Source organism: Thermotoga neapolitana DSM 4359, from assembly GCF_000018945.1.
GTDB lineage: Bacteria > Thermotogota > Thermotogae > Thermotogales > Thermotogaceae > Thermotoga > Thermotoga neapolitana.
Window position 1 is genome coordinate 1,780,491 of record NC_011978.1, and the last position, 25,756, is coordinate 1,806,246.

The 25,756-nt window shown below is 46.5% G+C and carries 24 protein-coding genes, 1 tRNA gene and 1 pseudogene; 21 read left to right on the forward strand and 5 right to left on the reverse strand.

Going from position 1 to position 25,756, the window contains the following annotated elements:
- Positions 1-61: 61 nt before the first annotated feature.
- From CTN_RS09090 to aglA, 8 genes are all read left to right on the forward strand, one after another.
- The gene (locus CTN_RS09090) at positions 62-2,635 is read left to right on the forward strand and encodes a tetratricopeptide repeat-containing glycosyltransferase family 2 protein (RefSeq protein WP_015920235.1); all 2,574 of its coding nucleotides are present in this window, start codon (positions 62-64) and stop codon (positions 2,633-2,635) included.
- A gap of 3 nt (positions 2,636-2,638) precedes the next feature.
- Positions 2,639-4,720: a methyltransferase domain-containing protein gene (locus tag CTN_RS09095; RefSeq protein ID WP_015920236.1), complete on the forward strand. Its 2,082-nt coding sequence runs from the start codon at positions 2,639-2,641 to the stop codon at positions 4,718-4,720.
- The gene (locus CTN_RS09995; RefSeq protein ID WP_145971581.1) at positions 4,681-5,733 is read left to right on the forward strand and encodes a glycosyltransferase family 2 protein; all 1,053 of its coding nucleotides are present in this window, start codon (positions 4,681-4,683) and stop codon (positions 5,731-5,733) included. Before CTN_RS09095 ends, CTN_RS09995 begins: the two co-directional genes overlap by 40 nt.
- 82 nt (positions 5,734-5,815) lie before the next feature.
- Positions 5,816-6,538 carry an FprA family A-type flavoprotein gene (locus CTN_RS10165; protein ID WP_015920238.1) on the forward strand — a complete coding sequence of 241 codons (723 nt, stop codon included), beginning with the start codon at positions 5,816-5,818 and terminating at the stop codon, positions 6,536-6,538.
- Positions 6,539-6,545: 7 nt separating this feature from the next.
- Positions 6,546-7,013: a flavodoxin domain-containing protein gene (locus tag CTN_RS10170; RefSeq protein ID WP_015920239.1), complete on the forward strand. Its 468-nt coding sequence runs from the start codon at positions 6,546-6,548 to the stop codon at positions 7,011-7,013.
- Positions 7,013-8,095, forward strand: a complete 1,083-nt coding sequence (locus tag CTN_RS09105) for an NAD(P)/FAD-dependent oxidoreductase (RefSeq protein WP_015920240.1) — start codon at positions 7,013-7,015, stop codon at positions 8,093-8,095. The genes CTN_RS10170 and CTN_RS09105 overlap by 1 nt, the downstream gene beginning before the upstream one ends.
- Entirely contained in the window at positions 8,092-8,763 is a 672-nt protein-coding gene (ubiE, locus tag CTN_RS09110) for a bifunctional demethylmenaquinone methyltransferase/2-methoxy-6-polyprenyl-1,4-benzoquinol methylase UbiE (RefSeq protein ID WP_015920241.1), read from the forward strand. Before CTN_RS09105 ends, ubiE begins: the two co-directional genes overlap by 4 nt.
- A gap of 40 nt (positions 8,764-8,803) precedes the next feature.
- Entirely contained in the window at positions 8,804-10,213 is a 1,410-nt protein-coding gene (gene aglA, locus CTN_RS09115) for an alpha-glucosidase AglA (RefSeq protein WP_015920242.1), read from the forward strand.
- A 38-nt stretch (positions 10,214-10,251) separates the two neighbouring features.
- Here the strand turns inward: aglA and CTN_RS09120 are convergent.
- Positions 10,252-10,325 (reverse strand) — tRNA-Gln (locus CTN_RS09120).
- A gap of 59 nt (positions 10,326-10,384) precedes the next feature.
- Between CTN_RS09120 and CTN_RS10235 the strand changes: the two are divergent.
- From CTN_RS10235 to CTN_RS09185, 13 genes and pseudogenes are all read left to right on the forward strand, one after another.
- A pseudogene (locus tag CTN_RS10235) lies at positions 10,385-12,051 on the forward strand (nucleoside kinase).
- A complete protein-coding gene (locus CTN_RS09130; protein WP_015920245.1) occupies positions 12,051-12,929 on the forward strand; it encodes a DUF4941 domain-containing protein in 879 nt (292 codons plus the stop codon). The pseudogene CTN_RS10235 and the gene CTN_RS09130 overlap by 1 nt, the downstream one beginning before the upstream one ends.
- The gene (locus CTN_RS09135; RefSeq protein WP_015920246.1) at positions 12,926-13,261 is read left to right on the forward strand and encodes a GerMN domain-containing protein; all 336 of its coding nucleotides are present in this window, start codon (positions 12,926-12,928) and stop codon (positions 13,259-13,261) included. The genes CTN_RS09130 and CTN_RS09135 overlap by 4 nt, the downstream gene beginning before the upstream one ends.
- A gap of 94 nt (positions 13,262-13,355) precedes the next feature.
- Positions 13,356-14,141, forward strand: coding sequence for a tRNA (adenine-N1)-methyltransferase (locus CTN_RS09140; RefSeq protein WP_038068114.1), 786 nt, complete (start codon positions 13,356-13,358; stop codon positions 14,139-14,141).
- Positions 14,141-15,349, forward strand: coding sequence for a S41 family peptidase (locus CTN_RS09145; RefSeq protein ID WP_038068116.1), 1,209 nt, complete (start codon positions 14,141-14,143; stop codon positions 15,347-15,349). Before CTN_RS09140 ends, CTN_RS09145 begins: the two co-directional genes overlap by 1 nt.
- Positions 15,346-15,732 carry a hypothetical protein gene (locus CTN_RS09150; RefSeq protein ID WP_015920250.1) on the forward strand — a complete coding sequence of 129 codons (387 nt, stop codon included), beginning with the start codon at positions 15,346-15,348 and terminating at the stop codon, positions 15,730-15,732. The genes CTN_RS09145 and CTN_RS09150 overlap by 4 nt, the downstream gene beginning before the upstream one ends.
- The gene (locus CTN_RS09155; RefSeq protein ID WP_231556119.1) at positions 15,732-16,148 is read left to right on the forward strand and encodes a hypothetical protein; all 417 of its coding nucleotides are present in this window, start codon (positions 15,732-15,734) and stop codon (positions 16,146-16,148) included. Before CTN_RS09150 ends, CTN_RS09155 begins: the two co-directional genes overlap by 1 nt.
- 7 nt (positions 16,149-16,155) lie before the next feature.
- Complete coding sequence (locus tag CTN_RS09160; RefSeq protein ID WP_015920252.1) at positions 16,156-17,376, forward strand: glycosyltransferase family 4 protein; 1,221 nt, start codon at positions 16,156-16,158, stop codon at positions 17,374-17,376.
- Positions 17,377-17,381: 5 nt separating this feature from the next.
- Entirely contained in the window at positions 17,382-18,026 is a 645-nt protein-coding gene (locus CTN_RS09165) for a hypothetical protein (protein WP_038068118.1), read from the forward strand.
- A complete protein-coding gene (locus CTN_RS09170) occupies positions 18,026-18,655 on the forward strand; it encodes a metallophosphoesterase family protein (RefSeq protein WP_015920254.1) in 630 nt (209 codons plus the stop codon). Before CTN_RS09165 ends, CTN_RS09170 begins: the two co-directional genes overlap by 1 nt.
- 1 nt (position 18,656) lies before the next feature.
- Positions 18,657-19,142, forward strand: coding sequence for a pantetheine-phosphate adenylyltransferase (gene coaD / locus CTN_RS09175; protein ID WP_015920255.1), 486 nt, complete (start codon positions 18,657-18,659; stop codon positions 19,140-19,142).
- Positions 19,139-21,061 (forward strand): threonine--tRNA ligase, encoded by a 1,923-nt coding sequence (thrS, locus tag CTN_RS09180; RefSeq protein WP_015920256.1) that lies wholly within the window; start codon positions 19,139-19,141, stop codon positions 21,059-21,061. Before coaD ends, thrS begins: the two co-directional genes overlap by 4 nt.
- Before the next feature lie 2 nt (positions 21,062-21,063).
- Positions 21,064-21,912: an HD-GYP domain-containing protein gene (locus CTN_RS09185; protein WP_038068120.1), complete on the forward strand. Its 849-nt coding sequence runs from the start codon at positions 21,064-21,066 to the stop codon at positions 21,910-21,912.
- On the opposite strand, the gene CTN_RS09190 is transcribed toward CTN_RS09185, so the two are convergent.
- From CTN_RS09190 to CTN_RS09205, 4 genes are read right to left on the reverse strand one after another with little or no spacing between them, the layout of a single operon-like run.
- On the reverse strand, positions 21,892-22,365 hold the full coding sequence (locus tag CTN_RS09190; protein WP_038068222.1) for a hypothetical protein: 474 nt from the start codon (positions 22,363-22,365) through the stop codon (positions 21,892-21,894). The genes CTN_RS09185 and CTN_RS09190 overlap by 21 nt on opposite strands.
- A 10-nt stretch (positions 22,366-22,375) precedes the next feature.
- The gene (locus CTN_RS09195) at positions 22,376-23,557 is read right to left on the reverse strand and encodes a metallophosphoesterase (protein ID WP_038068123.1); all 1,182 of its coding nucleotides are present in this window, start codon (positions 23,555-23,557) and stop codon (positions 22,376-22,378) included.
- Positions 23,554-24,390, reverse strand: a complete 837-nt coding sequence (locus CTN_RS09200; protein WP_015920260.1) for a type I phosphomannose isomerase catalytic subunit — start codon at positions 24,388-24,390, stop codon at positions 23,554-23,556. Before CTN_RS09200 ends, CTN_RS09195 begins: the two co-directional genes overlap by 4 nt.
- The gene (locus CTN_RS09205; protein WP_015920261.1) at positions 24,387-25,754 is read right to left on the reverse strand and encodes a flagellar assembly protein A; all 1,368 of its coding nucleotides are present in this window, start codon (positions 25,752-25,754) and stop codon (positions 24,387-24,389) included. Before CTN_RS09205 ends, CTN_RS09200 begins: the two co-directional genes overlap by 4 nt.
- Positions 25,755-25,756 lie beyond the last annotated feature (2 nt).

Below are 25,756 nucleotides of genomic sequence, written 5' to 3' on the forward strand. Positions count from 1 at the left end.
TTTTGTTTTTGTTCAAGGACAAAACGTCGGATGTGTAGAAATATTCCGTTGAGGTGAGAGTGTGAGAAGATGCCTTCTTTCCGTTGCGATGATAGTGAAAGATGAAGAGCACAACATAAGAAGAGCTCTCGAGAGTGTCAAAGGTGTTGCAGACGAGATCGTGGTGGTCGACACTGGCTCCACAGACAGAACGCCCAAGATCGTAAAAGAGTACACCGACAGACTCTACTTCCACGAGTGGAAAAACGACTTTTCTGAAGCAAGGAACTTCTCTTTGAAATTTCCCACCTGTGAGTGGGTTCTCATACTGGACGCAGACGAAGAGGTCTCTGAAGAGTTCAGAAAGAACATAAGGGACTTTCTGAAAAATCTTCCAGACGATGTGAACACCATCTATCTTCCAACGGTGAGTTATCTGGACTGGGATTTCAAAAAAACAGAAGTGGCCTCCACTCCGAGGATATTCAGAAACGGGACGGTGTACTACAAAAACATCGTTCACAACCAGGCTGTCTACAAGCCGAAAGTGGTTCATGCCCCGTTCAAGGTGTACCACTACGGCTACATCTGGACCAGGAAACTGAAGAAGAAAAAATACGAGCGAACTGCAACGCTCATAAGAAAACATCTCGAAACGGTGAAAGATCCTGTGGAAAAGATATACTATTTGATACAGCTTTATAAGACAGAAAAGGTAGGTGGTAAAAAGCACGAAGAAAACAAAATCGCCTGGCAGATTTTACAGGAAATAAAAAAAATTGGAAAAGTACCGGCAATAGGTTTGGAATTTCTCTATATTTTTGGAATGGAACTGATAACAAGAGGATTTCTCGAAAAAGGTGAAGAATTGATAGATACCGCACTGAAGGCCTTCCCGGAGAATCCCGATCCTTACTTCGCAAAACTTGCCATCTACGAGAGGAAAAAAGACTGGGAGAACCTTTACCGATGGGGAAGCAGATTCTTTGAAGTTCTGAACAGGGCAATGTCACAGGTAGAAAAGTACGAGTTCACCATCATGAGTATAAGAGAGATCGGAACAGCACATCTTCTCACGTGTCATGCGTGTCTGAAACTGAAGAAATGGGAAGAAGCCGCTCTTCATCTTTCAAAAGCGATAGAAAGCAATGTTGATAGATCAAAACTTGCAGTCACACTCCGTCACGTCCTGGAAATAGAAGACAGAGAAGACTTTCAAAAAGCACTTGGCCTCGTGGAAAAAATAGCAGAACACTCCGAAAATCTCTTCTTCGACAACGTGGTAGAAAAGATAGCAGAATTTGAGATCGATGTTTCCGAAAATCTTCTGAAGAAACTTCCCGTCTCAAAGAAGATCTCCAGATTCATCGTGAAAAGACTGATTGAGAAAAAAGATTTCCTCTTCGAATACCTCACAGACGAAGACACAAACTCCTTTGTGGAGAGAACAGGCATCCCCGGTCTTCTTTTCATTTTCGATCTTCTGAAACGGAGAGAAACAGAAGGAAAACTCATCAGAATACTCTCAAAGATCGAAGGCGATGAAAAACTAAGCGGCATCATCCAGGCACTCATAGGAGATCTCTATCTGAAACTTGGAAACTTCTCCGAAGCCATTTCAAGATACAGAAAAGCGCTGGAATTGACACCAGAGATGGCAAACTTCATAAAGCCTGTGATCGAAGACCTGAAAACACGCCTTGATCCGGACACAGAAGGTGTCTACGAAGAACTCTACAGGTACTTCTCAGGCTACAGAGAGTTCCCGTTTGATCTTCTTGGCTTTGTAAAAGAAGACGCAGAAAAACTGTACCTCATCTCCGACCACCCGGTGGCACTCTATGCTTCTGCTGTGGCTACCAGAGACAGGGAAAAATCGAAGAAGTTGCTGATGAAAATAACAGACACCACAAAACTTCCGTTCTACTACTACCGGCTTGCAAAGATCCACGAAGAAGAAGACCCAAAAAGGGCCTTCGAACTTCACATGAAGGCAGTGGAGGAAAACGAAAACCTGGGAGACATTGCACTGGGAAGGTATAAATACGACGCTCTCTATCCGAACCAAGTCCTTCCTTTCATGAGAAAAGAAGACGAAACCATCTGGGCTGGAAACATCACGGAAAAGTTCTCAGGTCTTGGCGTGATCCATCCCGTCAGATCCTGGAAGAAAAAAGAAAACTTCTTTTACTCGTCCCCATTTCCATCAGATGAGGCTTTGAAGATTTACAGAGAAAGAGAAAAGGAGATCTACAAAGATCCTCCATTCAAGATCAAAAAAGAGTACGTCGTTGAAGCACTATCAGAGACCGACCTGACGGATTTGAAAGTCAGAGGAGATCTTCCCGGACTGGAATCTGTTCTGGAAGAACTCGGAATAGAGTTGAAAGAGAACTCGAAAAACCTCCTTGTTGTTTCTGGTGTAGAAGAGACTCTAGACCTTGAAAAACTCGTTGAAGATGCTGAAAGAGTCCTTCTTTTCTTCTTCGTTCCGGATTTGAGTGATAGAAACGATCTTGTATGGTACTATCCTCCTTTCAGGGTGCTCAGGACAACGTCTCAGATGAAAAACATCCTGGAGAAGGCAGGATTTTCCACTTTGAAAGTGAAAGCATTTGAGAAGAATTTGAGGTTCATAGAGTCCGCGAGGAGGTAAAGTATGGAAATTTTTGAAAAAATTCAAAAGGCGATAGAACAAAAAGATTTTTCAAAGGCAAAAGAAATGGCAGAAAAAATCGACGATGAAACAGAAAGATACAACACACTGGGGATGGTGCACTACTACGAAGGCAGAAAAGAAGAGGCTCAGGCCTTCTTTGAAAAAGCCTTGAAGATAAACCCTGTTCACGATGACGTACTGTTCAACTATTCGAAGGTTCTACTTGAAAAAGGAGAGTACTTCGAAGCCTGGAGGTATCTGACGAGAATCAATGAGAAAACGTGGGAAGTGTACGACATGCTCGGTGACACTCAACTGCAATTGAACAACCTCGCAATGGCCCTTCATTACTACAGAAAAGCATCAGAACTTTCTGACATTCCAGAGATGAAAGAAAAGTACGAATCACTCAAAAAGCAATTTAAAAAGGATACAAAAGTTGCTTTTCTCTGCCTTCCTGGTCTTGATCATTTCATCAAAGACATAGCAAATATTCTTTCCGAAATGTACGAAGTGAAACTCGTTGTAACAGCAGATGGAAAGCAGATCGTCGACGCTTACAATTGGGCAGATATCGTCTGGATCGAGTGGGCAAACGAACTGGCAGTGGAGATAACAAACAAACTGCCAAAAGGAAACAAAAAAATTCTCTGCAGGCTCCACAGTTATGAAGCCCTTGCAAACTATCCAGAAAAGATAAACTGGAACAACGTGGACACACTTATACTGGTTGCCGACCACATGAAAGATGTGCTGAAAAACTACCATCAGAGTGTCTACGAAAAAATAAAAGACAAAATCAAAGTGGTTCCAAACGGGGTAGATCTGAACAGGTTCAGATTCAAAGTTCGATCTCCTGGTTTCAACATAGCCGTGGTGGCACACATAAATCACAAGAAAGCTCCTGAGATGTGGCTTCAGGTGATCGGGTTTTTGAAGAACATCGATGAAAGATACATTCTCCACGTGGCAGGGGATTTTCAGGAGCTAAGATATGCAAATTACTTCAAGTATTTCATCAAAGAAGCTGACCTGGAGAAAAACGTCAAGCTGTATGGCTTTGTGCGTAACATAGAAGAATTCCTTGAAGACATGAACTACGTACTTTCCACAAGTGTTCATGAAGGTCATCCGTACAACATAATGGAAGCAATGGCAAGAGGTATAAAACCCTTGATACACAATTATCATGGAGCAAAAAAGCAGTGGCCTGAGGATCTCATCTTTAATTTCATCGATGAAATTCCTGATCTTATAAAGAGAAAGTACGAGAGTGAAAGATACAGACGATACATGGAAGACAACTACTCTCTGGAGTCGCAGATCAAAATTATCACAGGTGCGATAGGATCACCGCCTACAAAGATAAATGTGGAAAAAAAGAGCGTATGGGATAATTTATGGAGAAAATACACTGAATATGACATATTATCTCTTGTTAACAACCCTGAAGGAAAAGCTTTCAGATCGGAGTTTGTGAATTTGTTAAATCACTTTTTTGTACTGAAGGGTTCAAGGATACTGGAAGCTGGGTGTGGTTCTGGCACCATTTCCATAGATCTTTCAAAAAGAGGCGCCTATTACACAGGGATAGACATCAGCCAGGATAGCGTAGAACTCTCAAAGAAAGTAGCCAGTTTTTTCGAACTACGAAATGTGAGCTTCAAGAAAATGGATGGTTTCAAAACGATATTTTCCGATAAAGAATTCGATATTGTTTTCAACATCGGTGTAGTGGTACATTTCCAGGATGAGGACATCGTCAAAATGCTCAAAGAGATGGCTCGCGTGGGGAAATTCATTGTGGTAGGTGTCCCGTACAGTGGATCGCAGATTTATAAACTCTCAAAAGAGATATCACAGGAGACCGGAACTTGGGAATATGGTTTTGAAAGAGATTTTTACAGTTTAAAGGATCTGTTCGAAAAAGCTGGAGTAAAATTGCTTCACGAGGAAATCATAGGTTCATTTTCTGAGGCCTTTTATTTGAAAAGGATAAACCCCTCACTGATAAAAAACAACTGGCCCAAAACCTTGAAAGAATGCTTCAGGGTGCGAAAAACATTGGAAGCTGGCTTGTAGCGATAGGTACTAACGACAGGATATGCGAAGAGACCTTCAGAAGAGCAAAAGAAAAAAGTAGTAGAGTGAAATTTTCCCCTCAACTCGAAGTTGTAAAAAATCGGTACCCATCTGTATCCATAGTAATACCTTTCTTGAACGCCAGAAAGTACATCAGCAGAATTGTTGAAAATCTTTGCTTGTTGTCTTATCCCAACTTCGAAGTAGTGTTTGTGAATGATGGCTCCACAGATGGAAGTGATAAGGAAATCGGGAAGCTCTTGTCTAAGGACAAGAGGTTTCCATACAAAATCCTGAACCTTGAAAAGAACGAAGGACCGTTCCTTGCAAGATACAAAGGAACCTTGGCTGCTGATGGCGAGTACGTTGTTTTCCACGATATAGACGACAGGTTGCAGTTGAATGGCATCGACAGACTTGTTCTTGATACTGTAAACTTCGGCAACAATGTGCTCCTAGCTGTTTCCTTGGCTCTGATGAAAAACGCAAAATGCACCGGTGATGTGTGGTTCATTGACACAGAAAAAAAACCCATGGATTACTTTCATAAAACAGTGAAACATTTGAGTGGAAGGATTAACCCGGTAGATTCCTTGTTACCCAAAAAAGTTTTGTTAGAAAGCTACTCTTTGCTCGTTTCTTTGCTGGGAGATTTTGGTAAGAACTTCTCAGTGGGTGAAGACATGCTGCTGGTTTACCACATGTTACTGAATGGCGCTGTGGAGGAGATAGTACCTGTCTACTACATCTTCAGAGGTTATGAAACAGGAAACAATTTCTCTGTTTCGAAAAATCTCGAAAAGCGTGTTCAATCTTTACCTTTAGCTATCTCTTACATTGTTACATCCTTGACAAGAAGACAACTTGCGAACCTCGATCAGTTAGAAGAGATGGAGAACAATATAAGAAGCAGGGCAAAAGTACTTTACGGAGAGACTTTGGGAGAAAGATTCTGGAAAAATTTCTTGAAGTACAAAAATTATTTTGAAAAAACATTTGGAAAAACGTTATAACACAAATATTTCTATTGACGCAATTCCAGATGATTGCTATAATGATTTAGGAACCACTAATTTTCTCCTGGAGGTGTCCTGTATGCCGAAAGTCTGGACTGAAAAGGTCTTCGACGACCCAGAAATTTATATTTTAAGAATAGACGACGATCGGATAAAGTATTTCGAGGCAGTGTGGGAGATATCCGAAGGCATCAGCTACAACGCGTACCTTGTGAAACTGGGCAGTGCAAACGTTCTGATAGACGGCTGGAAGAGAAATTACACAGAGGAGTTCATAGAAACCCTCTCCAGTCTCATCGATCCGAAAAAGATCACCCACATCGTAGTCAACCACACCGAGCCAGATCACAGCGGAACACTGCCTGAAACACTGAAAGTTATAGGACACGATGCGGAGATCCTCGCATCGAACTTTGGAAAAAGACTCCTTGAAGGTTTCTATGGGATAAAGAACGTGTCGGTGGTATCGGACGGTGAAGAAAAAGAGATAGGCGGAAGGACGTTCAAATTCGTCATGGCCCCCTGGCTTCACTGGCCCGACACGATGGTGACCTATCTCGATGGGATCCTCTTTGGATGCGATGTGGGAGGGGGGATACTCCCTTCCTTCCACTCTGGACGACTCGAGCGAAGAAGTGGTGAAAGAATACCTTCCCTACGTCACAAAATACATCGTCACTGTAATAGGACACTACAAAAACTACATTCTGGAGGGAGCAGAGAAACTCTCCGCACTCGACATAAAAGCGATACTTCCGGGACACGGGCTGATATGGAAAAAGGATCCGGGAAAACTTCTTGAGCACTACGTGAACGTTGCGAAGGGTGTTCCAGAGAAAGGAAAAATCACGGTGATCTACGACTCCATGTACGGTTTTGTGGAGAACGTCATGAAGAAGGTGATTGACTCTCTCAAAGAAAAAGGACTAAAACCGGTTGTTTACAGGTTCTCCGACGAAGAAAATCCTGCAATGAGTGAGATCCTGAAGGATATTCCTGACAGCGAGGCGCTGATCTTTGGTATCTCCACCTATGAGGCGGATCTTCATCCACTCATGAGGTATGTCATCTACGAGATCACCGACAAAGCAAATTATGAAAAACCCGTTCTTGTCTTTGGTGTGCACGGCTGGGCTCCGTCTGTCGAGAGAAAGTCAGGAGAATTTCTGAAGGAGTCGAAGTACAGAGTGCTTTCTTTCACAGAGGTGAGGGGTGCTGGCGTGGACGAGAAGAAGGTCGAAGAGGCGATAGATCTTCTCATGAAAGAACTGGAGTGATGAACGTGAAGGTGCTGATAGTCGGAAATGGTCCCGGTGGGGTGGAACTGGCAAAACAACTCTCGGAAGATCACGAAGTCACCATCGTCGAAAAGGAAACGGTTCCCTATTACACAAAACCCATGCTCAGCCACTATGTGGCAGGGGACGTAAAAGAAGAGAACCTCTTTCCCTATTCCCTGGACTGGTACAGAAAAAAGGGCATTGAACTCCTTCTTGGCACGACCGCAAAGAAGATCGACACAAAGAAAAAGACTCTGGAAACAGACAGAGGAACCCTCGAATACGACATCCTCGTTCTTGCAACGGGGGCAGGCCCCAGAAAGCTTCAGATACCGGGTTCTGAAAAAATGCTCACCCTGAGAACAATCGACGACGCAAAAAAACTGAAAGAAGCCATAGAAAAAGAGAGGGAATTGGTCATCATCGGTGGAGGCTTTATCGGTCTGGAACTTGCAGGAAATCTCTCGAAGAAGGGCTTCAAGGTGAGAGTCGTCGAAAAGACAACGTCTCTCATGGGACTCGATGGGGACCTGACGGAGAGGATAAAAAAGGAACTGGAAAAGTACGGTGTGGAGTTCTATCTTGGAAGAGATGTTGAGAGGATAGAAAACGACGTTCTCGTTACAGACAAAGAGGAGATCCCTTCAAAGGTTATTCTATGCTCCATAGGGATAGTACCGGAGACAACTCTTGCAGAAGAGAGCGGTCTTGCAGTGAACAGGGGTGTCCTCGTGGACAGGACTTTCAAGACATCGGAGTCGAACGTCTACGCTATAGGGGACTGCGCAGAGCACAACGGTATCATCTGTGGAACGGCAAAGGCTGCCATGGCGCATGCGAAAGTTCTGGCGAACAACCTGAGAGGCATTCCGGATGAGTACGACTTCCAGTTCAGGTCTTCCTACTTCAAGTTTGGCGACTTTCCCATCGCCGTCCTGGGAACCCTCACGAAGGATGGAAACTGGCTGGACAGTGAAACCAAAGCCTTCTACAGGGATGGGAAGATCGTTGGAGTTGTGGTCTTCGAAGACATGAAAAAGGCAAGGGATTGGGAGGAAAGGCTCAGAAGTTCTCGATGAGACTCTTCGATGAAATAGCAGAAAGGTACGACCTTCTAAACAGGATCATCTCCTTTGGAATGGATCTGAAATGGAGAGAACAGATGGTGACCCTTGTCCTGGAAAAGCATCCGAACAAGGTCCTCGACCTTGCCACGGGAACAGGTGATGTCATCAAACTTTTGAAGGAAAAAGCACCACATCTTGAAGTTACAGGGCTTGATCTTTCGCTGGAGATGATGGAGATAGCAAAAAAGAAAGTGAAAGGTGCAGAGTTCATCACAGGAGACGCCCACGATCTTCCTTTCGAAGATGAAGAGTTCGATGTCATCACAGTGGCGTTTGGATTCAGGAACTTCTCCGACAGAAGAAGAGTTCTGAAAGAATGCCGCAGGGTGCTCAAAAAAGGTGGAAGACTTGTGATTCTTGAACTTCTTCCTCCAAACACCAGAAGGTTCACCGGGAAACTCTACTCTCTCTACCTGAAACTCTTTGTTCCTCTCCTTGGAGGAGTCTTCAGTGGGGATTTTCGTGCCTACAGGTACCTCTCCAGATCCGTTCTCAACTTTCTGACACCTGATCGGATAGTGAAGATGATGGAAGAAGAAGGCTTTGAGGTGAGTTTCAAGCCTCTTCTTTTTTCTGTGGCGGGGATCTTCGCTGGTGATAAAATTTCCTCAGGTAATTAATTCGTCTCAGAAACGAATTTAAAAAGAAGGGGGTAAAAACATGAAGATCTCCATCGTCGGAGCGGGCAGTGTGAGGTTTGCCCTCCAGCTTGTGGAAGACATCGCCCAGACAGATGAACTCTCAAGAGAAGACACACACATCTACCTGATGGACGTTCACGAAAGAAGACTCAACGCTTCCTACATCCTGGCAAGAAAGTACGTGGAAGAACTGAACTCACCCGTGAAAGTGGTGAAAACGGAAAGTCTCGATGAAGCGATAGAGGGTGCGGACTTCATCATAAACACCGCCTACCCTTATGATCCGAGGTATCACGACAGCGGATCTCAAAGGTGGGACGAGGTCACAAAGGTAGGAGAAAAACACGGCTACTACAGAGGAATAGACAGTCAGGAACTGAACATGGTCTCCACCTACACCTACGTCCTCTCCTCCTATCCCGATGTGAAACTCGCCCTTGAGATCGCTGAGAAGATGAAGAAGATGGCGCCAAAAGCATATCTGATGCAGACGGCCAATCCCGTTTTTGAGATCACACAGGCGGTGAGAAGATGGACAGGTGCGAACATTATCGGGTTCTGCCATGGAGTTGCCGGTGTCTACGAGGTCTTTGAAAGACTCGGTCTTGATCCAGAGGAAGTGGACTGGCAGGTTGCCGGGGTGAACCACGGAATCTGGCTGAACAGGTTCAGATACAGAGGAAAGGATGCATACCCACTTCTCGACGAGTGGATAGAAAAAGAACTTTCAAAGTGGGAACCGAAGAACCCCTGGGACACACAGATGTCCCCTGCTGCGATGGACATGTACAGGTTCTACGGGATGCTCCCGATAGGGGACACGGTGAGGAACGGCACCTGGAAGTACCATTACAACCTTGAGACGAAGAAGAAGTGGTTCAGAAGGTTCGGCGGAATAGACAACGAGGTGGAAAGACCGAAGTTCCATGAACACCTCAGAAGGGCAAGAGAGCGCCTCATAAAACTCGCAGAGGAAGTCCAGGAAAATCCACACCTGAAGATCACAGAGAAACACCCCGAGATCTTTCCAAAGGGAAGACTCAGTGGGGAACAGCACATTCCCTTCATAAACGCGATAGCAAACAACAAGCGTGTGAGGCTCTTCTTGAACGTGGAAAATCAGGGAGCACTCAAAGATTTCCCCGACGATCTGGTGATGGAACTTCCGGTCTGGGTGGACAGCAGCGGAATACACAGAGAGAAGGTAGAACCCGATCTCACACACCGAATCAAGATCTTCTATCTCTGGCCAAGGATCTTGAGGATGGAATGGAATCTGGAGGCGTTCATCTCAAGAGACAGAAAGGTACTGGAGGAGATCCTCATCAGAGATCCGAGGACGAAATCTTACGAACAGGTTGTGAAGGTGCTGGACGAGATACTCAGCCTTCCTTTCAACGAAGAGATAAGAAGATACTATGAAAATTGATGATTCAAAACAAGCCCCCTCTTCGGGGGCTTTTTCTCTGGCTGGGGCGGGTGGATTCGAACCACCGATCGCGGATCCAAAGTCCGCCGCCTTACCACTTGGCCACGCCCCAACCTTTTCCGTGCTATAATTTTACCACTGTGGGTGAGCCTTTTCAAGGAGGGAGCAAGCGTGCGAAAAGTCGTTCTTCGCTCCAGACTGGACAACAGAGAGATCGTCCTTGAAGAGGGGGAAGATCTCTTTCATCTGGCCGAAGAATATCAAAAGTACTTCAAATACAGAATACTCGCAGCGAAAGTGAACAACCGCATAGTGGAACTCTTCAGAACACCGGACAGAAGCGGTGAACTGGACTTCATAGATCTCACCGACCCGGACGGACTCAGGATATACCAGAGAGGCCTCGTCTTTCTGGCGAGTCTGGCTGTGAGAAAACTGAACCCAGACTGGAGGTTGAAGGTCCTTCACTCCCTCGGAAAGGGCATCTACTGCGAAATTTACGAAAAGGACAGACTGATCGTTCCTGACTCTCAACAGGTCATCTCCATAAAAGAAAAGATGGAAGAACTCGTGCAGAAGGACCTCCCTATAGAGAAGAGGACGTTCTACAAGGATGAGGCAAGAGAGATTCTTTTAAGGGAAGGACTCGAAAAAACCGTAAGGCTTTTCAAGTACAGAAAGAAGAGAACCGTGAAGCTCTACCACTGCGATGGATTCTGGGCTTACTTCTACGGGTACCTTCCACCCAGCACCGGCAGGATAAACGTCTTCGATGTTCAACCATACAACCAGGGAATCGTCCTCGTTCATCCGGACCCAAAGACGGGAGATCTACCGACGATTCACATGCCAAAACTTTCCCGGGTGTTTCTCGAATACGCACGCTGGCTCAGTGTTCTGGAGATCGAGTACGTCTCGGATCTCAACGATCTCATCGCCCACAGTGAAAGAAAGGTAGCCGAACTCATGCTCCTTTCCGAAGCGCTTCACGAGAAGAAAATATCGGACATAGCAGATGAAATAACGAAAGACAGAAGAAGGCGTCTTGTCCTGATAGCGGGACCATCGTCCTCTGGAAAGACCACCTTCGCAAAGAGACTCTCACTGCAGCTCAGGGTGAACGGGCTGAAACCTGTTGCCATATCCCTCGACGACTATTTCGTGGACAGGGAGAAAACACCCCGTGATGAAAACGGAAACTACGACTTCGACTCGATTGAAGCCCTCGACGTAGATCTCTTCAACAGGCACCTTCAGGATCTTCTCGCAGGGAAAGAGGTGGTGCTTCCGAAGTTCAACTTCAAAACCGGAAAGAGGATGAGGGGCCAGTTCTCAAACTCGAAAAGGACAACATCATAATCGTCGAAGGAATACACGGCCTGAACGAGCGGCTGACGGCTTCGATACCGAAGGAACAGAAGTTCAAGATATACGTGAGTGCCCTGACACAGCTGAACATCGACGATCACAACAGAGTCACAACAACGGACACCCGTCTTCTCAGAAGGATCGTGAGGGACTACAAGTTCCGTGGACACACGGCGTACGACACCCTGAAGATGTGGCCAAATGTCAGAAAAGGGGAAGAAAGAAACATCTTTCCCTATCAGGAAGAGGCAGATGCGATGTTCAACTCGGCTCTGGTGTACGAAATTCCTGTGCTCAGAATCTTTGCTGAACCTCTTCTTGTTCAGGTTCCGGAGGACACCCCAGAGTACTCGGAGGCACTGAGACTTTTGAAACTTCTGGACTTCTTCTTGCCGATCACGAACATAGAGGATATTCCTGACAAATCGATCTTGAGAGAGTTCATAGGAAGGAGTATCTTCAAATACTGATGATGAGGGTGCTCTGGTTGATATCAATCCTTTTTGTCACCGTTTCTCTGGCGGATACTTTAACGCTGGATGCAACCCTGCTGAACTTTGATGAGACTCTGCAGATCCTTCTGGAACACTCAAAGATCTTCGAAATCACACCACCGTCCACGGGAACGGTGGGAAGTCTCAAGTACCTGGAGTACAACGGCCACGTTCTTGCCAATGTGGAAGACCTCTACATCCTCGACAACAACAAGTTGCCAAATCCAGGCGTTCCAGTGGAGACCCTGAAACTGTTCGGTGTGGATTATGTTCAGGCAGATGGAAACATCAAGATAATCACATGCAGAGTGAACTCCATAGAGGAGATCGGAAGAACAATCGTTGTAAACTACGAAGGTGAGAGAAACTTCGATATCGAACAGGCGGAAGACTCTATGAAGATTGTCGCAAAAGACTGGCTCGTCTTCAGGGGAAAACCGGCCGCACCCGGAGATGTGCTCTTTGAAAAAAGAGAAGTTGTGGTAGAAAAAACTGCAGAGAGCGATGGTCAGTTCAGAGTCTTGCTGAAACTCAAAGAATCGGCTGGTTACATCGTGAAACCACTGGGAGAGCGGATCGATCCCTTCGAAAAAGACACGGTCTTCCTGGTGGGATACGGTGATGGAAGGGTGATCGTGAGGAGTTTCTCCAAGGACCTGAACGGGCTCGATCTTCCCGCCTACTCGAATTCTTTGAAGATCGCAAAAAGAATTGCAGATGAGATGAACTACAGAATTGAGATATGTCCCATATACGATATTCCCGTTGGGGTCACGGGGGTTGTGGTTCTTCTGAGAGAAGAGGAAGATATGCCAGAACTTCTGGATGTCATTGAGAGGTTGATGAAGGAATGAAAAGATACGCTTCTTTTATAATCCTTCTGGTGACAGTTGCTGTCTTTTCAACGGAGTTGAAGATATGCTATCTGAGCGAAGACCTTTTGCCTGTTGTCAAGGTGATAGAGGCAAAGGAAAATCCTGTCCTTGAGATCTTCGAGGCGCTCTCATCCCCTCCTTCGGGGTTGAAGAGTTTTGTGCCTCAGGATGTGCTCAGGGCCTACTTCTTCGTTGGAGACTATTTGATTCTTGACCTCTACAGTGAAAGGCTGAAGGGAATGGATTTTGAAGCGGAAAGATACTTTCTACACCAGATGCTCTACACGGTCTTTTTGAACGTGAAGGGGTGAACAACGTGTACATTCTTGTGGATGGAAAAAGACGCAACGTGCTCGTCAAGCACGTGGACATCAGATTCAGTTTTCCAAGAGAGGTGTGGGAGAAGTGGCCGATACACTGAAACCAGGAGACAGAGTGCTTCTTTTGTTCGAGGACGGGAGTGAATTTCTGATCGATCTGGAAAAAGACAAAAAAATGCATACACACCTTGGTGTGATCGATCTCAACGAGGTCCTTGAAAAAGAAACCGGGGACATCATAAGAACGTCATCTGGAAAAAAGGGCTACATCCTGAAACCCCGGCTGATCGATGAAATCATGAACATGAAACGAAGAACTCAGATTGTCTATCCAAAGGATTCTTCCTTCATCGTTATGATGCTCGATGTGAAGGAAGGTGACAGGGTCATCGATACAGGTGTGGGAAGTGGGGCGATGTGTGCAGTTCTCGCACGGGCCGCTGGAAGCTCTGGAAAGGTCTTCGCCTACGAAAGAAGAGAAGAGTTCGCAAAACTTGCACAGAGCAACCTGACGAAGTGGGGACTGGTTGAAAGAGTTACAATAAAGGTGAGGGATATATCCGAAGGGTTCGACGAGAAAGATGTGGATGCGCTGTTTCTGGACGTGCCCGATCCCTGGAACTACCTGGATCGATGCTGGGAAGCCCTGAAAGGTGGTGGAAGGTTCGCAACCGTCTGTCCAACTACGAATCAAGTTCAAGAGACACTGAAGAGATTATACGAACTTCCCTTCGTGAAGGTGGAGGTATGGGAAAGTCTCTTCAGACCTTACAAGCCCGTTCCAGAGAGACTGAGACCGGTGGATAGAATGGTTGCTCACACAACTTACATGATATTCGCCACAAAAGTCTGTAGAAAGGAGGAAATATGATGAAACTCAATCAACTCTCCAGGTTTGTCATCATCAGCGTTCTGGTGCTGGTTTTAACTCTCATCCTCGGTGGTTCATCAAGGACAGACCTCACCATAGAAGAAGTGAACAAGGCGCTGGAGCCGTTCTTCGATTCTCTCTCTTACATACTGAATTACTACTACGAGGCAGACAAACTGGACATCAACAAGCTCATAGATCATGCCATAGATGGACTTGTGAAGGGAACAGGGGATGACTTTTCCTACTATCAGGATCCAGAAACCTACCGTGAAAACCAGATAGAAATGAAGGGAGAGTACGGCGGTCTTGGAATAGAAGTGACTTACGATACAGAACACAGTGCCATAAAGGTGGTAGCACCCATGTATGGAACACCGGCATGGCGAGCTGGATTGAAGGCGGGAGATCTCATCATAACAATAGACGGAACACCGGTCTCCAAGATGACGTACATGGAGGCGGTGAACAATCTGAGAGGTGAGCCGGGAACGTCTGTGACGATAGAGGTTTTGAGAGATGGAGAAAAACTCACTTTCACCATCGTCAGAGAAAAGATAGAGATAAAGATGGTACTCTACTCGTTCATAGAGACGGAGAAGGGAAGAATCGGATACGTGAGAATAACCCGATTCGGTGAGAAGGCCGACTCGGATATGAAGAACGCGCTGGACAAGATCTTCGAAAAGGGTGTCAAGGGATTGATCATCGACGTGAGGGACAACCCTGGAGGATACCTCGATGTTGCGCTGAAGATCGTCAGTATGTTCGTCGACAAGGGCGTGATCCTGAAGGTGAGAAACGGCTTTGGAGAAGAGGACGTTTACGAGTCTTACGGAAACAACTATCCAAACGTTCCGATAGTCGTTCTGGCGAACGAAGGCTCGGCCTCTGCATCCGAGATCCTAACGGGTGCGCTGAAAGATCTTGGTATCGCCACCGTGGTCGGCAGAAAAACCTTCGGCAAAGGTTCTGTCCAGACAGGATTTCCTCTGAGCAACGGCGGAGTACTCTTTTTGACCACGGCACACTATCTCACACCTTCAGGAAAGGACATACACAGAATAGGCATAGAACCAGACGTTGTGGTTGAAGAAGAGGTGGAAGAAGAACTGCACGCAGAGACAAGAGAACAGATAGAGATAGACCCGGAAAAGGATCCGTTCATAAAGAAAGGTCTGGAAGTTCTGCTCGAGAAGATAAAATGACGAGAAACGGCTTTCTTCTGATCCTTCTGGTGGTGGCGCTTTTCTTGTTTCTGACAGATCTGTCCTTCAAATCAGAGAGGAGGGAGTTCACACGGCTTCCTTCCTTTGGTGTTAGCGTGCACACCCCTTGGAAATCCACTGTTGAGCGTATCAAAAATGAACTCAATGGATCTATTCTGGTGAACGAAATCCTAAAGGAAGTGACGGATGTCGATTATTACCCGGAATGGAAGTCGTTCGTCTTCAAAGATCTAGAAAGTTTTGAGAAAGCAATGAAGGTGGTGAAGAGAGAAACAGGAAGGAGCGTATCCGTTGAAAAGACGGAAGAGAACGTTGAGTACTTCTCCGAAGAGGGTATGTACTTCATTCTGAAGGTGAAATGATGTCTGTGAAGCTGGATGAGTCCATGAAGAAGTTCTCCTTTGTGGTACCGATCACGGTGTTCTTTGTGAACGTTCTTGGTTTCTGGAACGAAATAGTGGTGGTGTACAACTCTTTGAGAGTTCCGTTAAAGGTGGCAGAGCTTTTTCTCTGTTTCATGATCTACTCTCTGGTTGTGTCTGGTGTCTACAAAATGACGACCGGCAGATCTCCGGATGAGATGATGGTTTCGTTTTCCCCCTACATATTCTTGCCCCTTCTTTCTGTGTTTTTTGACCCAAGAAAGGCCGTTTTGATACTGTTTCTTGTCTCTGTTTTTTTCTTTCATAGAATGGATAAAAAAACGATCTTCGTCGTTCTGATCAGGGTTTCTGCTCTTTTCTTCTTCATATGGAAGATTTCTTCGTGGATGAGGTGAATGGAGTATGAACATCGGGATGTTCAGCGATACTTACGCACCTCAGGTGAACGGAGTGGCAACGTCCATAAGACTTTACAAGAAAAAGCTCACAGAGCGGGGACACAGGGTGTTTGTGGTTGCACCCTCTGCACCGGAAAATGAAAAAGATGTCCTTGTAGTGAAAAGCATCCCCTTTCCCTCAGAAAGACAGCACAGGATTTCCATTGCCTCAACCAGAAAGATTCTGGATTTTGTGAGAAAAGAAGAAATTCAGGTGGTGCACAGTCATTCACCTTTTTTCATGGGATTCAAAGCGCTCAAGGTTCAGGAGGAACTGAAACTTCCGCATGTTCACACGTACCACACACTCCTTCCTGAGTACAGGCACTACATCCCCAAGCCTTTCACACCCTCGAAAAGGATGGTTGAACACTTCAGTGCGTGGTTCTGCAATCTGGTGAACGTGGTGATTGCACCGACAGAGGACATAAAGGCAGAACTGGAAAGTTACGGGGTGAAGAGGCCCATCAGGGTCCTTCCAACGGGGATAGAGGTCGAAAGGTTCGAATCGGCTGAGGCTGGAGATCTCAGGAAAAAACTGGGACTGGAAGGAAAAAAGGTGCTGCTGTACGTCGGAAGGATAGCGAAGGAAAAGAACGTGGATTTCCTTCTGAGAATCTTCGAGAAATTGAACTCCCCGGATCTGTTTTTCGTGATGGTGGGGGATGGTCCCGAGAGAAAAGAGGTCGAAGAGATCGCAAAAGAAAAAAAACTGAACCTCATCGTGACCGGATACGTTGACCACGAGGAAATACCAGAGTATTACAAACTGGGAGATGTCTTTGTGTTTGCTTCGAAGACGGAAACACAGGGGCTGGTGCTTCTGGAGGCCCTGGCTTCCGGCCTTCCGGTTGTGGCCTTGAAGTGGAAGGGTGTGAAAGATGTCCTCAAGGGTTGCGAGGGAGCGATACTTCTGGACGAAGAGAATGAAGAAGTCTTTGCTAAAACCCTGAGAGAGATCCTCACGAACACCCGCCTCAAAAACGAACTTTCCAGAAAAGGAAGAGAGTTCGTGAAAAGAGAATGGTCTGTGGAGCGCTTTGTAGGAAAACTGGAGGAGATATACATGGAGGCGATAGAAGAGGGACCTCTTGAGATCAACGCCTCCCTTATGATAAAGGAATTTGTGAAGTTCGAGAAGTTGAAAAACTTCTTCTCCAAACTGGAAGAGAGGATCTGGAGGTGATCTGGTTGTTTCCGTTTCATCTTTTTCTCGGTCACGTCGTGGCAGATCATGGTTTCACGAACAACGCGAAGATAAGAGAGTACACTGGTTGGAAATTGATAGGTCATATGATCTGGTCTGTCTTTGCGATTCTGGCTTTCACCTTCGACGTTGTGTTCGAGTCAGTGAGCGGTACGGTTGTCTTCTTTGTGGCAGTGGCGGTTCATCTGATGGGGGATGTCCTCAGGGTGTATCTGCACAGAAGAGGAAAGAAACGGGCGATAGATCTGCTGGAGATTTCTCTTCTTGCCGTGTTTCTGATCCTGAATCTTTACATCAAGGATCTCTTCGCAAACTCCTATCTCACGTCGGAGTTCGTTTTCTATCTTCTCGGGATGAACGCTGTTTCTGTGGCTATAACGTATCTTTTCCGCAACTTCGTGCCCGGTGATCCAAAGATCTCCGATATAGAGGGAATCTCTGAAAGACTTGCTTTCTTCGTTTTTCTCCTTGCTGGAAAGGAGGTTTTCGCTTTTCTTTCTCTTGCCCTCGGTTTTCTCTATAGACTCTGGAAATTCAGAAAACCCGACGTGAGGTGGTGGTTGAGTCCTGCTCTTGGTGTGGCCGTGTCTTTCATCTGGAACTGGATGATGTACGGGAGGATCATCTGATGACGTACGCTGTGGGCGACATACATGGTTGCTTCTTCGCTTTAAAGGCCCTCCTTGAAAAACTCCCACTGGGAAAGGAAGACGAACTCGTTTTCCTCGGAGACTACGTGGACAGAGGACCGAACTCGAAAGAAGTGGTGGAATTCTTGATGGAACTTTCCAAACACCACAGATGTATCTTTTTGAGGGGAAATCATGAGGAGATGCTCCTGAACTGTGTGAAAAATCACTCCGGATGCGATCTATGGTATTTCAACGGAGCAAGAAGCACGGTGGAAAGTTTTGGAGGCATTGATGAGATCAGAAAGTACCTGGATTTTTTCGAAAGCACCGTTTACTATTACGAAAAGGGAAATTTCGTATTCGTCCACGGTGGTGTGAAGCCGGGAATTCCTCTTGAGGAGCAGGATCCTTTCGATCTTGTGTGGATAAGGGAAGAGTTCATCTACAGCGAAAACCCCCTCCCCGGGAAAACGGTGGTGTTCGGCCATACTCCCCTTGAGAAGCCTTACGTTTCGTCGGATAAAATAGGTATAGACACAGGATGCGTCTATGGAGGAAAACTCACAGCCTTCAGGGTAGAGGACAGAACGTTCTTTCAGGTGGAATGCATAGGCAGGAGATGGTAGGATGGTAGCCGTGTATCCCGGTTCCTTCGATCCCATAACACTGGGGCATGTGGACATAATAAAGAGGGCACTGAGCATATTCGACGAACTGGTGGTTCTCATAACCGAAAACCCGCGAAAGAGATGCCTCTTCAGTCTTGAGGAGAGAAGAAAACTTGTAGAATCCGCATTGAAAAACGTGGACAGGGTGAGAATAGACGTTCACAGAGGTTTGCTCGTGAATTATTTGAAGGAACATGGTATAAAAGTTCTGGTGAGGGGCCTCAGGGCTGTGACAGATTACGAGTACGAACTTCAGATGGCCCTTGCCAACAAGAAACTGTACGGTGAACTGGAAACGGTTTTTCTGACGGCGAGTGAAGAGTTCTCCTTCGTTTCATCGAGCCTTGTTAAAGAAGTGGCCATGTACGGAGGCGATGTGACGGAGTGGGTAACCCCCGAAGTCGCCAGGGCACTGTACGAAAAATTGAAGGAGGGAAAGCGATGAAGATAAAAGTGGTCCTTCCGGATGGAAGTGAAAGGGAATACGAAAAGGGAACAAAACCGATGGAAATCGCTCGGGAAGTCGGTATCAAAAAGGTGATAGGTGCTGTCGTGGACGAAGAACTCTGGGATCTCAAAAGGCCCCTGGAGAGGGATTGCAGAATACGTTTTGTAACACTCGAAGACCCCGAAGCACCCGAGTTCTACAGACACACGATGGCACACATCCTCGCCCAGGCCGTCATGAGACTGTACGGAAAAGAAAACGTGAAACTGGGCATAGGTCCCACCATAGAGAACGGTTTCTACTACGACTTCGACATCAGAAACGGAAAGCTCACAGAGGAAGATCTTCCAAGGATAGAACAGGAGATGAAAAAGATAATCAAGGAAAATCTTCCCATAGAGAGAGAAGAGATCAGCAAAGACGAGGCAAAAGAAATCTTCAAAGATCAGCCGTACAAGTTAGAACTGATAGAGGAAATAGAAGGAGACACGGTGACGATCTATCGTCAAGGAGAATTCGTGGACCTGTGTAGAGGACCACATCTTCCTTCGACCGGTGTTGTGAAACACTTCAAGTTGCTTTCGGTGTCCGGAGCTTACTGGAGAGGCAGTGAGAAAAACCCCATGCTCACAAGGGTTTATGGAACCGCTTTTGCGAAAAAAGAAGATCTCGAAAATTATCTGAAGTTCCTCGAAGAGGCCCAGAAAAGAGATCACAGAAAACTGGGACCTCAGCTGGAGCTCTTCATGCTGAACACCGACTACGCTCCCGGAATGCCGTTCTTCCTCCCCAGGGGAGTCATCGTGCTCAACGAACTGATGAACTTTTCAAGGGAACTGCACCGGGAGAGGGGTTACCAGGAGATATTCACCCCGCTCATAATGAATGAACAACTCTGGAGAATCTCAGGACACTGGGATCACTACGCCGAGAACATGTATTTCATTGAAAAAGGTGAGGAAAGGTACGCTGTAAAGCCCATGAACTGTCCCGGACACATCCTCGTGTACAAAAGCAGAGCCGTGTCCTACAGGGATCTTCCTCTGAGATTCTTCGAGTTTGGCCGGGTGCACAGATACGAAAGGAGCGGGGTTCTCCATGGCCTCATGAGGGTGAGATCCTTCACTCAGGATGACGCACACATATTCTGCACACCGGATCAGATCGAAGACGAGATACTCGGTGTTCTGGAACTGATAAACACCATATACAGCCAGTTCGGTTTCACCTACAGGGTCGAACTCAGTACGATGCCAGAAGACCACATGGGCGATGAGGCGATCTGGGAAAAAGCTACGAACGCATTGAAAAAAGCATTGGACAGAGCTGGCCTTCCCTACAGGGTGAACGAGGGAGAGGGTGCTTTCTACGGTCCAAAGATAGACTTTCACATAAAGGACTCTCTGGGAAGAGAATGGCAGTGCGCAACAATACAACTTGATTTCATGATGCCAGAAAAGTTCAACGTAACGTACATCGGACCCGACAACAGAGAACATACAGCGGTGATGATACACAGGGCGATATACGGCTCTTTAGAGAGATTCTTTGGGATCCTCATAGAGCATTTCGCAGGAGCGTTTCCGACCTGGATTGCACCGGTCCAGGTGGCGGTGATTCCGATTTCGGACAAACACAGCGAAGGAGCAAAGAAAGTAGCAACGATGCTTTCCAGGGAGGGATTCAGGGTCTTCCTGGACGACCGAAGAGAAACGCTGGGATACCGAATAAGACAGGCACAGATTCAGAAGATACCCTACATGGTCGTGCTGGGAGACAGAGAGCTGGAAAGCGGAAAACTCTCTGTGAGAACACGCTCAGGAAAAGAGATAAAGGACGTGGAAATGGATCATTTCATAGACACGCTGAAAAAAGAAGTGAGGGATAGAAAGCTGGAGCTCACACTGGAGGGATGAGAATGAAGTGCTTTTTCGAGGAAGAAGACTTTGAAAAAATCGTGGAGAAGATAGACAGGCTTTACACGAGAGTGGATGATCTGGAGGAATCAGATATAGCCTTCTTAAAGAAGAAGATTCCCTTCTCCGGTGTTTCGGTTGTGAGAGAAAAAGATGGTTACGCAATCTACAGGGGAGAGGAAAAACTTCTGGAGACTCCTGGAGACAACAGAGAACTCCCGGCTGTCGTGGCTTATGTTCTTTCAGGTGAGAAAATGCTCGCTGGAAGCTGGGTTCGGAGAATGGTGAGTGGTCTTCTTCAGGCGATGGTGGTTCTGATGGAGATAGAGGATGAGAACGGCTGGAGTCATTCTCAGAGGGTGGCAAGGCTTGCTGAACGCGTTGGGAAAAAACTGGGACTCTCCGAAGAGCGGCTTTCTCTTTTGAAGGAATACGCCATGCTCCACGACGTTGGAAAGATAGGTATCGAACAACTAATGCTCTACACACCAACGAGGATCCGGATATTCGAGCAATACCCCCAGGATCACACGATCATGGGTTCTGTTTTTCTGGCGTCTCTTGAAGTACTCTGGGATGCCGTTCCCATCGTAAGACACCACCACGAAAACTGGGATGGAACGGGTTATCCGGATGGTCTCAAGGGTGAGGAGATACCTCTTGAAGCACGCATCATAGCCGTTTGTGACTATTACGACGTTCTCACCAATTTCGTCTCGTCCGAGTGGGAAGGGCGCGCGAAGACCCACGACGAGGCTGTAGAGATCATCAAAAAGGAATCGGGGAAAAAATTTGATCCGTCGGTGGTGGATGCTTTCCTGAAGGTATTCTCAGACGAGGCTGTCGAGTAACACTCCTACAAGAAGTTCCGGTGTCCTGAGACCTGCTTTCAACACGCTGAGTGCCAGTTTCAGCCTTTCTATATCTTCTTTCAATCTTTCTCTTTCAACTGGATCGGTTTCTTGACTGAGACGCCTTTGAAGTTCCAGGATCTTTCTTTCTATTTCATCCTGTCTGTCCTGAAAATCATTCACTTTCTCTCCATTCTGGGACACCGGAGTGTATATGTAAACCTGCGTTCGCCCTGCGATCGCCGCAAGGAAGGATCCACGCTTTCTCATATCGAGGGCTATGTTGCTGTATACGACGTACCCGCCCTCTCTGAGGGCTTCTTTCTTGAACGCCAGCAGATTCGATATCTCCTGGGAAAGTACCCTGAGCACACTACGACTTGCGGGAGCCGAATACGGAATTCCCGGTTCTCCCGGATCCAGCCTGTAACCAAGAACAGGGTTAGAGATCATGGTCTCCCCCTCAAATCTTTCCAATCATGTTCGTAATCGACGCCTTCACCTCAACCCTGCCGTTCGAAAAGTCCATCGTTATCTTCGGAAGCTCTGCCTTTTTGTGAAAGCCGTGTTTTCTCTTCATCCCGATCTTTTCCAGAACGGGCCTCCAGCTACCACAGTTCACGTACAGTTTTTTTCCATCAGGTGCTGGAACTATCCTGTAGGTGAAGTGGTGAACGTGTCCCATTACAAGTATATCGACTCTGTCAATTTTGTCCAAATCTTCGGCGTAGCCCACCATGAATCTCTTCCACTTTTGACTTCCCTTCAGTACAATCCTGGCCCACTTCTGAAGGTAGTCCACCCTGCGAAGTTTTCTGAACGTGTAGACCGTCCTCACAAGAATTCTGCCCATTTCCAGACCACCGAACCTGTTCACGAACAACCTGGAGATCCAGTGAGTCCTTGGAAAGTTGTTTCTCATCCATCTCTTTGCTTCACTCGTTTTCAACATGGTGAGAAAGCTTTTCAACCAGAGTTCCACCAGGTCGACACCGATGTCGTAGATCTCCGTTACATACTCGAACCAGTGAAAAACATCGAGAAGAGGTCTCACGTTGTCATAGTCTCGTACCACCTCTTCTGGAGCAAAGTTTATGACGTTTTCGTCGAAGTTCACCATCATGTACCTCGCTATGAAATCGCCAAGCGGTGGTATTACTTTTCCGCTTTTTCTGTCCAGTGAGAAGCGATTTATAACGTCGAACTGGTTACCGTGAAGAACTAGGAGCTTTGTTTTTTCATCGTAGTAGTAGGGCAGGATCTCAAGGTGCTCGAATCTTTCCTTCAAAGCCTTTTGCAGGTTTTTGTTTTTGAGAATATGATAATCGTGATTTCCCACCACGTAGTAGATGGTGTGTCTTTTTGCGAACTTCTTGAGTGTTTCGAAGATCTTTTCATGCTTTTTCTCTATCTCGTTTATTACGGTGTCATCGAGGCTCTTCAGTACTTCATCGAAGGAGACAAGCCCCAGTTCTTTCACAACACGGCTTTCGAGAATCTCAAAGCCGTCTCCTACGATGAAGAGTTCCACTTCTTTTTCATTCAGTATGTCTTCCAGAAAATCTGAAAGTTCGCTATCGAAAAAGAAATCATCCTTGGCGGACCCATCTCCTATGTGAAGATCGCTTATGAAGACTCTCTTTATGTTCTCTCACCCCATCCTTCGAAGAAACTGCCAAGTTTTATTTCAAGAGCGAGTGCGTTCAAATAGGCACTCTCTCCCTCTGGAACGATGAACGTTTCAAAGGGTTCTACCCTTCTTCCATCGAGCTCTCCTCTTTCAAGAACAACGATTGCACAAAACCCCTTCAGAGTTTCCTCGCGCGTCTTTCTGATCCTGAAGTATTCACACTCGAACTTTTCGAAGTTCTTTATCAGAAGATCTTCAATCTTTCTTTTTTTCATCACCTTGAAAGCCTTTTCCACGTGGAGCTCTCTGCCCCGGTCCCAGTCGTAGACTCTGTAGGTGAGATCTGAAGACTGCTGAACTTCCACAAGAAAGCCGCTGGGCCCCAGTGCGTGCACCGTTCCTGCGGGAAGAAAGACAAAAGTTCCGGGCTGGACATTCACCTTTTTCAACGCTTCATCCCAGTTTCCACTCGAAAATGCTTCTTTGATTTTTTCAGGATCTTCCCCAATGGCTATCTGTCCGTTTTCCACGAAGTACCATGCTTCCGTCTTCCCCCAGGGTTCCTTTTCCAGTTTCTGTGCTTCTTCGTCGTCTGGATGCACCTGTACCGAGAGCCAGTCTTCGGCGGAGATGAGTTTCACAAGGAGTGGAAAGCGAGGAAAGACCTTCCCCAAGATCTTCTCCATGTCTTTGTTGAGATCCAGGCCTTCCGATGTTTCGGTGATGAACAGAGGATGTCCTGAGAGAAGCCAAACCTCACCTATCTTCTCTTCCGATCCAAACATTCTTCCAAGGCGATGGCTGCCCCAGATCTGTTTCCTCAATTTTGGAAGAACCTTGATCGTCATTCCGAATAACCTCCCACCCTTATTTCGCCGTCTCTGTAGTAGAAAACCGCTTTTGTGAGTTCTTTCTCCACACGAAACACTTTGTTGAACATGACGACCTCAACACCCGGATAAACGACTTCCTTCACAATGACCGCGGCGTTCTTTGCCATCTCCTCAGCTATCTCGTTCAACCTTTTTAGCTCCTGCTCGTTCTTCTGTATGGAATCTCTGAGATTTATCAGTGTGTTGCTCACCTTGTTCAGGAGAGCTTCCTTGTCGGGGGGAAATTTGTCCTTGAGAGTGCTCTGCATCTTTCTGAGCTCAACCAGAACCTTGGTGAGTTTTTGAACGTTTGCCTTATCGAGCGAAACCTGAGCAGAGATGATCTTTATCTTCTCGTTCACTTCCGGATCGACACCCACTTCCACTCTCGTTTTGACTCCTATGGGAGAGCCAAGCTGAAAGGTTTCAACCCTGACTCGAGCGATTGTCACACCACCCCTTATGCTGCCTTTACTTCCCGTCACCGTTACACTACTGGCTTTGACAGTGGAATTTTCTATGTTCTTTTCCACCACCACTTCCTCGGCTTCCACCTCTGCGTTCTCTACGAAGACCGTTTTGATCGTTTTCTTTGCCTTCACGAAAGCCTTTCCTCTTCCCTTTATACCACCTGCTGTGATGCTGCCGTTGAAGGAAACGACCGTTGCCGCTTCTATGACCCCCTTCACTTCGATGTCTTCCTGGGCCCTCACAACGAAATCCGGCTTCACATCACCCTTCACGATCACCCTGCCCGGAAAATCTATGTTCCCGGTGGAATAGTCAACTGATTCCACTTCCAGAGTATCGTTCACATGTATCGTTCCGTTCGGTTCGATGATCAGTATGCCGCTCTTTGTGGCGATGATCTCGTTGTCCTTCATCGTCACGTTGTATCCAAGGTGGTACTCTGGCATCCTTCCCGGTTTTGGTTTTACGGGATTTCCAAAAACATCCCTTCCCTCTTTGCCGGAAGTGGGTGGTATGATGCGAGCAATGGTCTCTCCCCTTTTAACGATGACCCTTTGCTTTGCAGGGATTTCCCTGAGATCGACTCTACCGTCACTCTGAGAAACGCCCTCCACTTTCTTCAGAAGCTCCACTCTTCCATCTTCGCCATCGACGGGTGGAGTGCCCTCTGCGATCAGAACGGGTGTGTTGTAAACTGGAGATTTTATAAGATCATCAATCATCTCCTCCTTTATTCCGTACTTTATCCTGGCAGACTGCAGAGCACTCATGAACTCTTCCTTCGACAGGGGAGGTTCGTCAGGTCTTTCTTTCCTCACGATAGCGTAAGCCTGCATTCTGTCTTCCGATACAGTGAACTCCACCTTCACCC

Excerpts from the sequence above, each read along its gene's own strand:
- coaD (WP_015920255.1), top strand. The coding sequence starts at position 18,657 with ATGGTAGCCGTGTATCCCGGTTCCTTCGATCCCATAACACTGGGGCAT.
- CTN_RS09170 (WP_015920254.1), top strand. The coding sequence starts at position 18,026 with ATGACGTACGCTGTGGGCGACATACATGGTTGCTTCTTCGCTTTAAAG.
- CTN_RS09155 (WP_231556119.1), top strand. The coding sequence starts at position 15,732 with ATGTCTGTGAAGCTGGATGAGTCCATGAAGAAGTTCTCCTTTGTGGTA.
- CTN_RS09145 (WP_038068116.1), top strand. The coding sequence starts at position 14,141 with ATGAAACTCAATCAACTCTCCAGGTTTGTCATCATCAGCGTTCTGGTG.
- CTN_RS09200 (WP_015920260.1), bottom strand. The coding sequence starts at position 24,390 with ATGACGATCAAGGTTCTTCCAAAATTGAGGAAACAGATCTGGGGCAGC.
- CTN_RS09995 (WP_145971581.1), top strand. The coding sequence starts at position 4,681 with ATGCTTCAGGGTGCGAAAAACATTGGAAGCTGGCTTGTAGCGATAGGT.
- thrS (WP_015920256.1), top strand. The coding sequence starts at position 19,139 with ATGAAGATAAAAGTGGTCCTTCCGGATGGAAGTGAAAGGGAATACGAA.
- CTN_RS09150 (WP_015920250.1), top strand. The coding sequence starts at position 15,346 with ATGACGAGAAACGGCTTTCTTCTGATCCTTCTGGTGGTGGCGCTTTTC.
- CTN_RS09095 (WP_015920236.1), top strand. The coding sequence starts at position 2,639 with ATGGAAATTTTTGAAAAAATTCAAAAGGCGATAGAACAAAAAGATTTT.
- CTN_RS09135 (WP_015920246.1), top strand. The coding sequence starts at position 12,926 with ATGAAAAGATACGCTTCTTTTATAATCCTTCTGGTGACAGTTGCTGTC.
- CTN_RS09190 (WP_038068222.1), bottom strand. The coding sequence starts at position 22,365 with ATGATCTCTAACCCTGTTCTTGGTTACAGGCTGGATCCGGGAGAACCG.
- CTN_RS09130 (WP_015920245.1), top strand. The coding sequence starts at position 12,051 with ATGATGAGGGTGCTCTGGTTGATATCAATCCTTTTTGTCACCGTTTCT.
- ubiE (WP_015920241.1), top strand. The coding sequence starts at position 8,092 with ATGAGACTCTTCGATGAAATAGCAGAAAGGTACGACCTTCTAAACAGG.
- CTN_RS09160 (WP_015920252.1), top strand. The coding sequence starts at position 16,156 with ATGAACATCGGGATGTTCAGCGATACTTACGCACCTCAGGTGAACGGA.
- CTN_RS09105 (WP_015920240.1), top strand. The coding sequence starts at position 7,013 with ATGAACGTGAAGGTGCTGATAGTCGGAAATGGTCCCGGTGGGGTGGAA.
- CTN_RS10165 (WP_015920238.1), top strand. The coding sequence starts at position 5,816 with ATGCCGAAAGTCTGGACTGAAAAGGTCTTCGACGACCCAGAAATTTAT.
- CTN_RS09185 (WP_038068120.1), top strand. The coding sequence starts at position 21,064 with ATGAAGTGCTTTTTCGAGGAAGAAGACTTTGAAAAAATCGTGGAGAAG.
- aglA (WP_015920242.1), top strand. The coding sequence starts at position 8,804 with ATGAAGATCTCCATCGTCGGAGCGGGCAGTGTGAGGTTTGCCCTCCAG.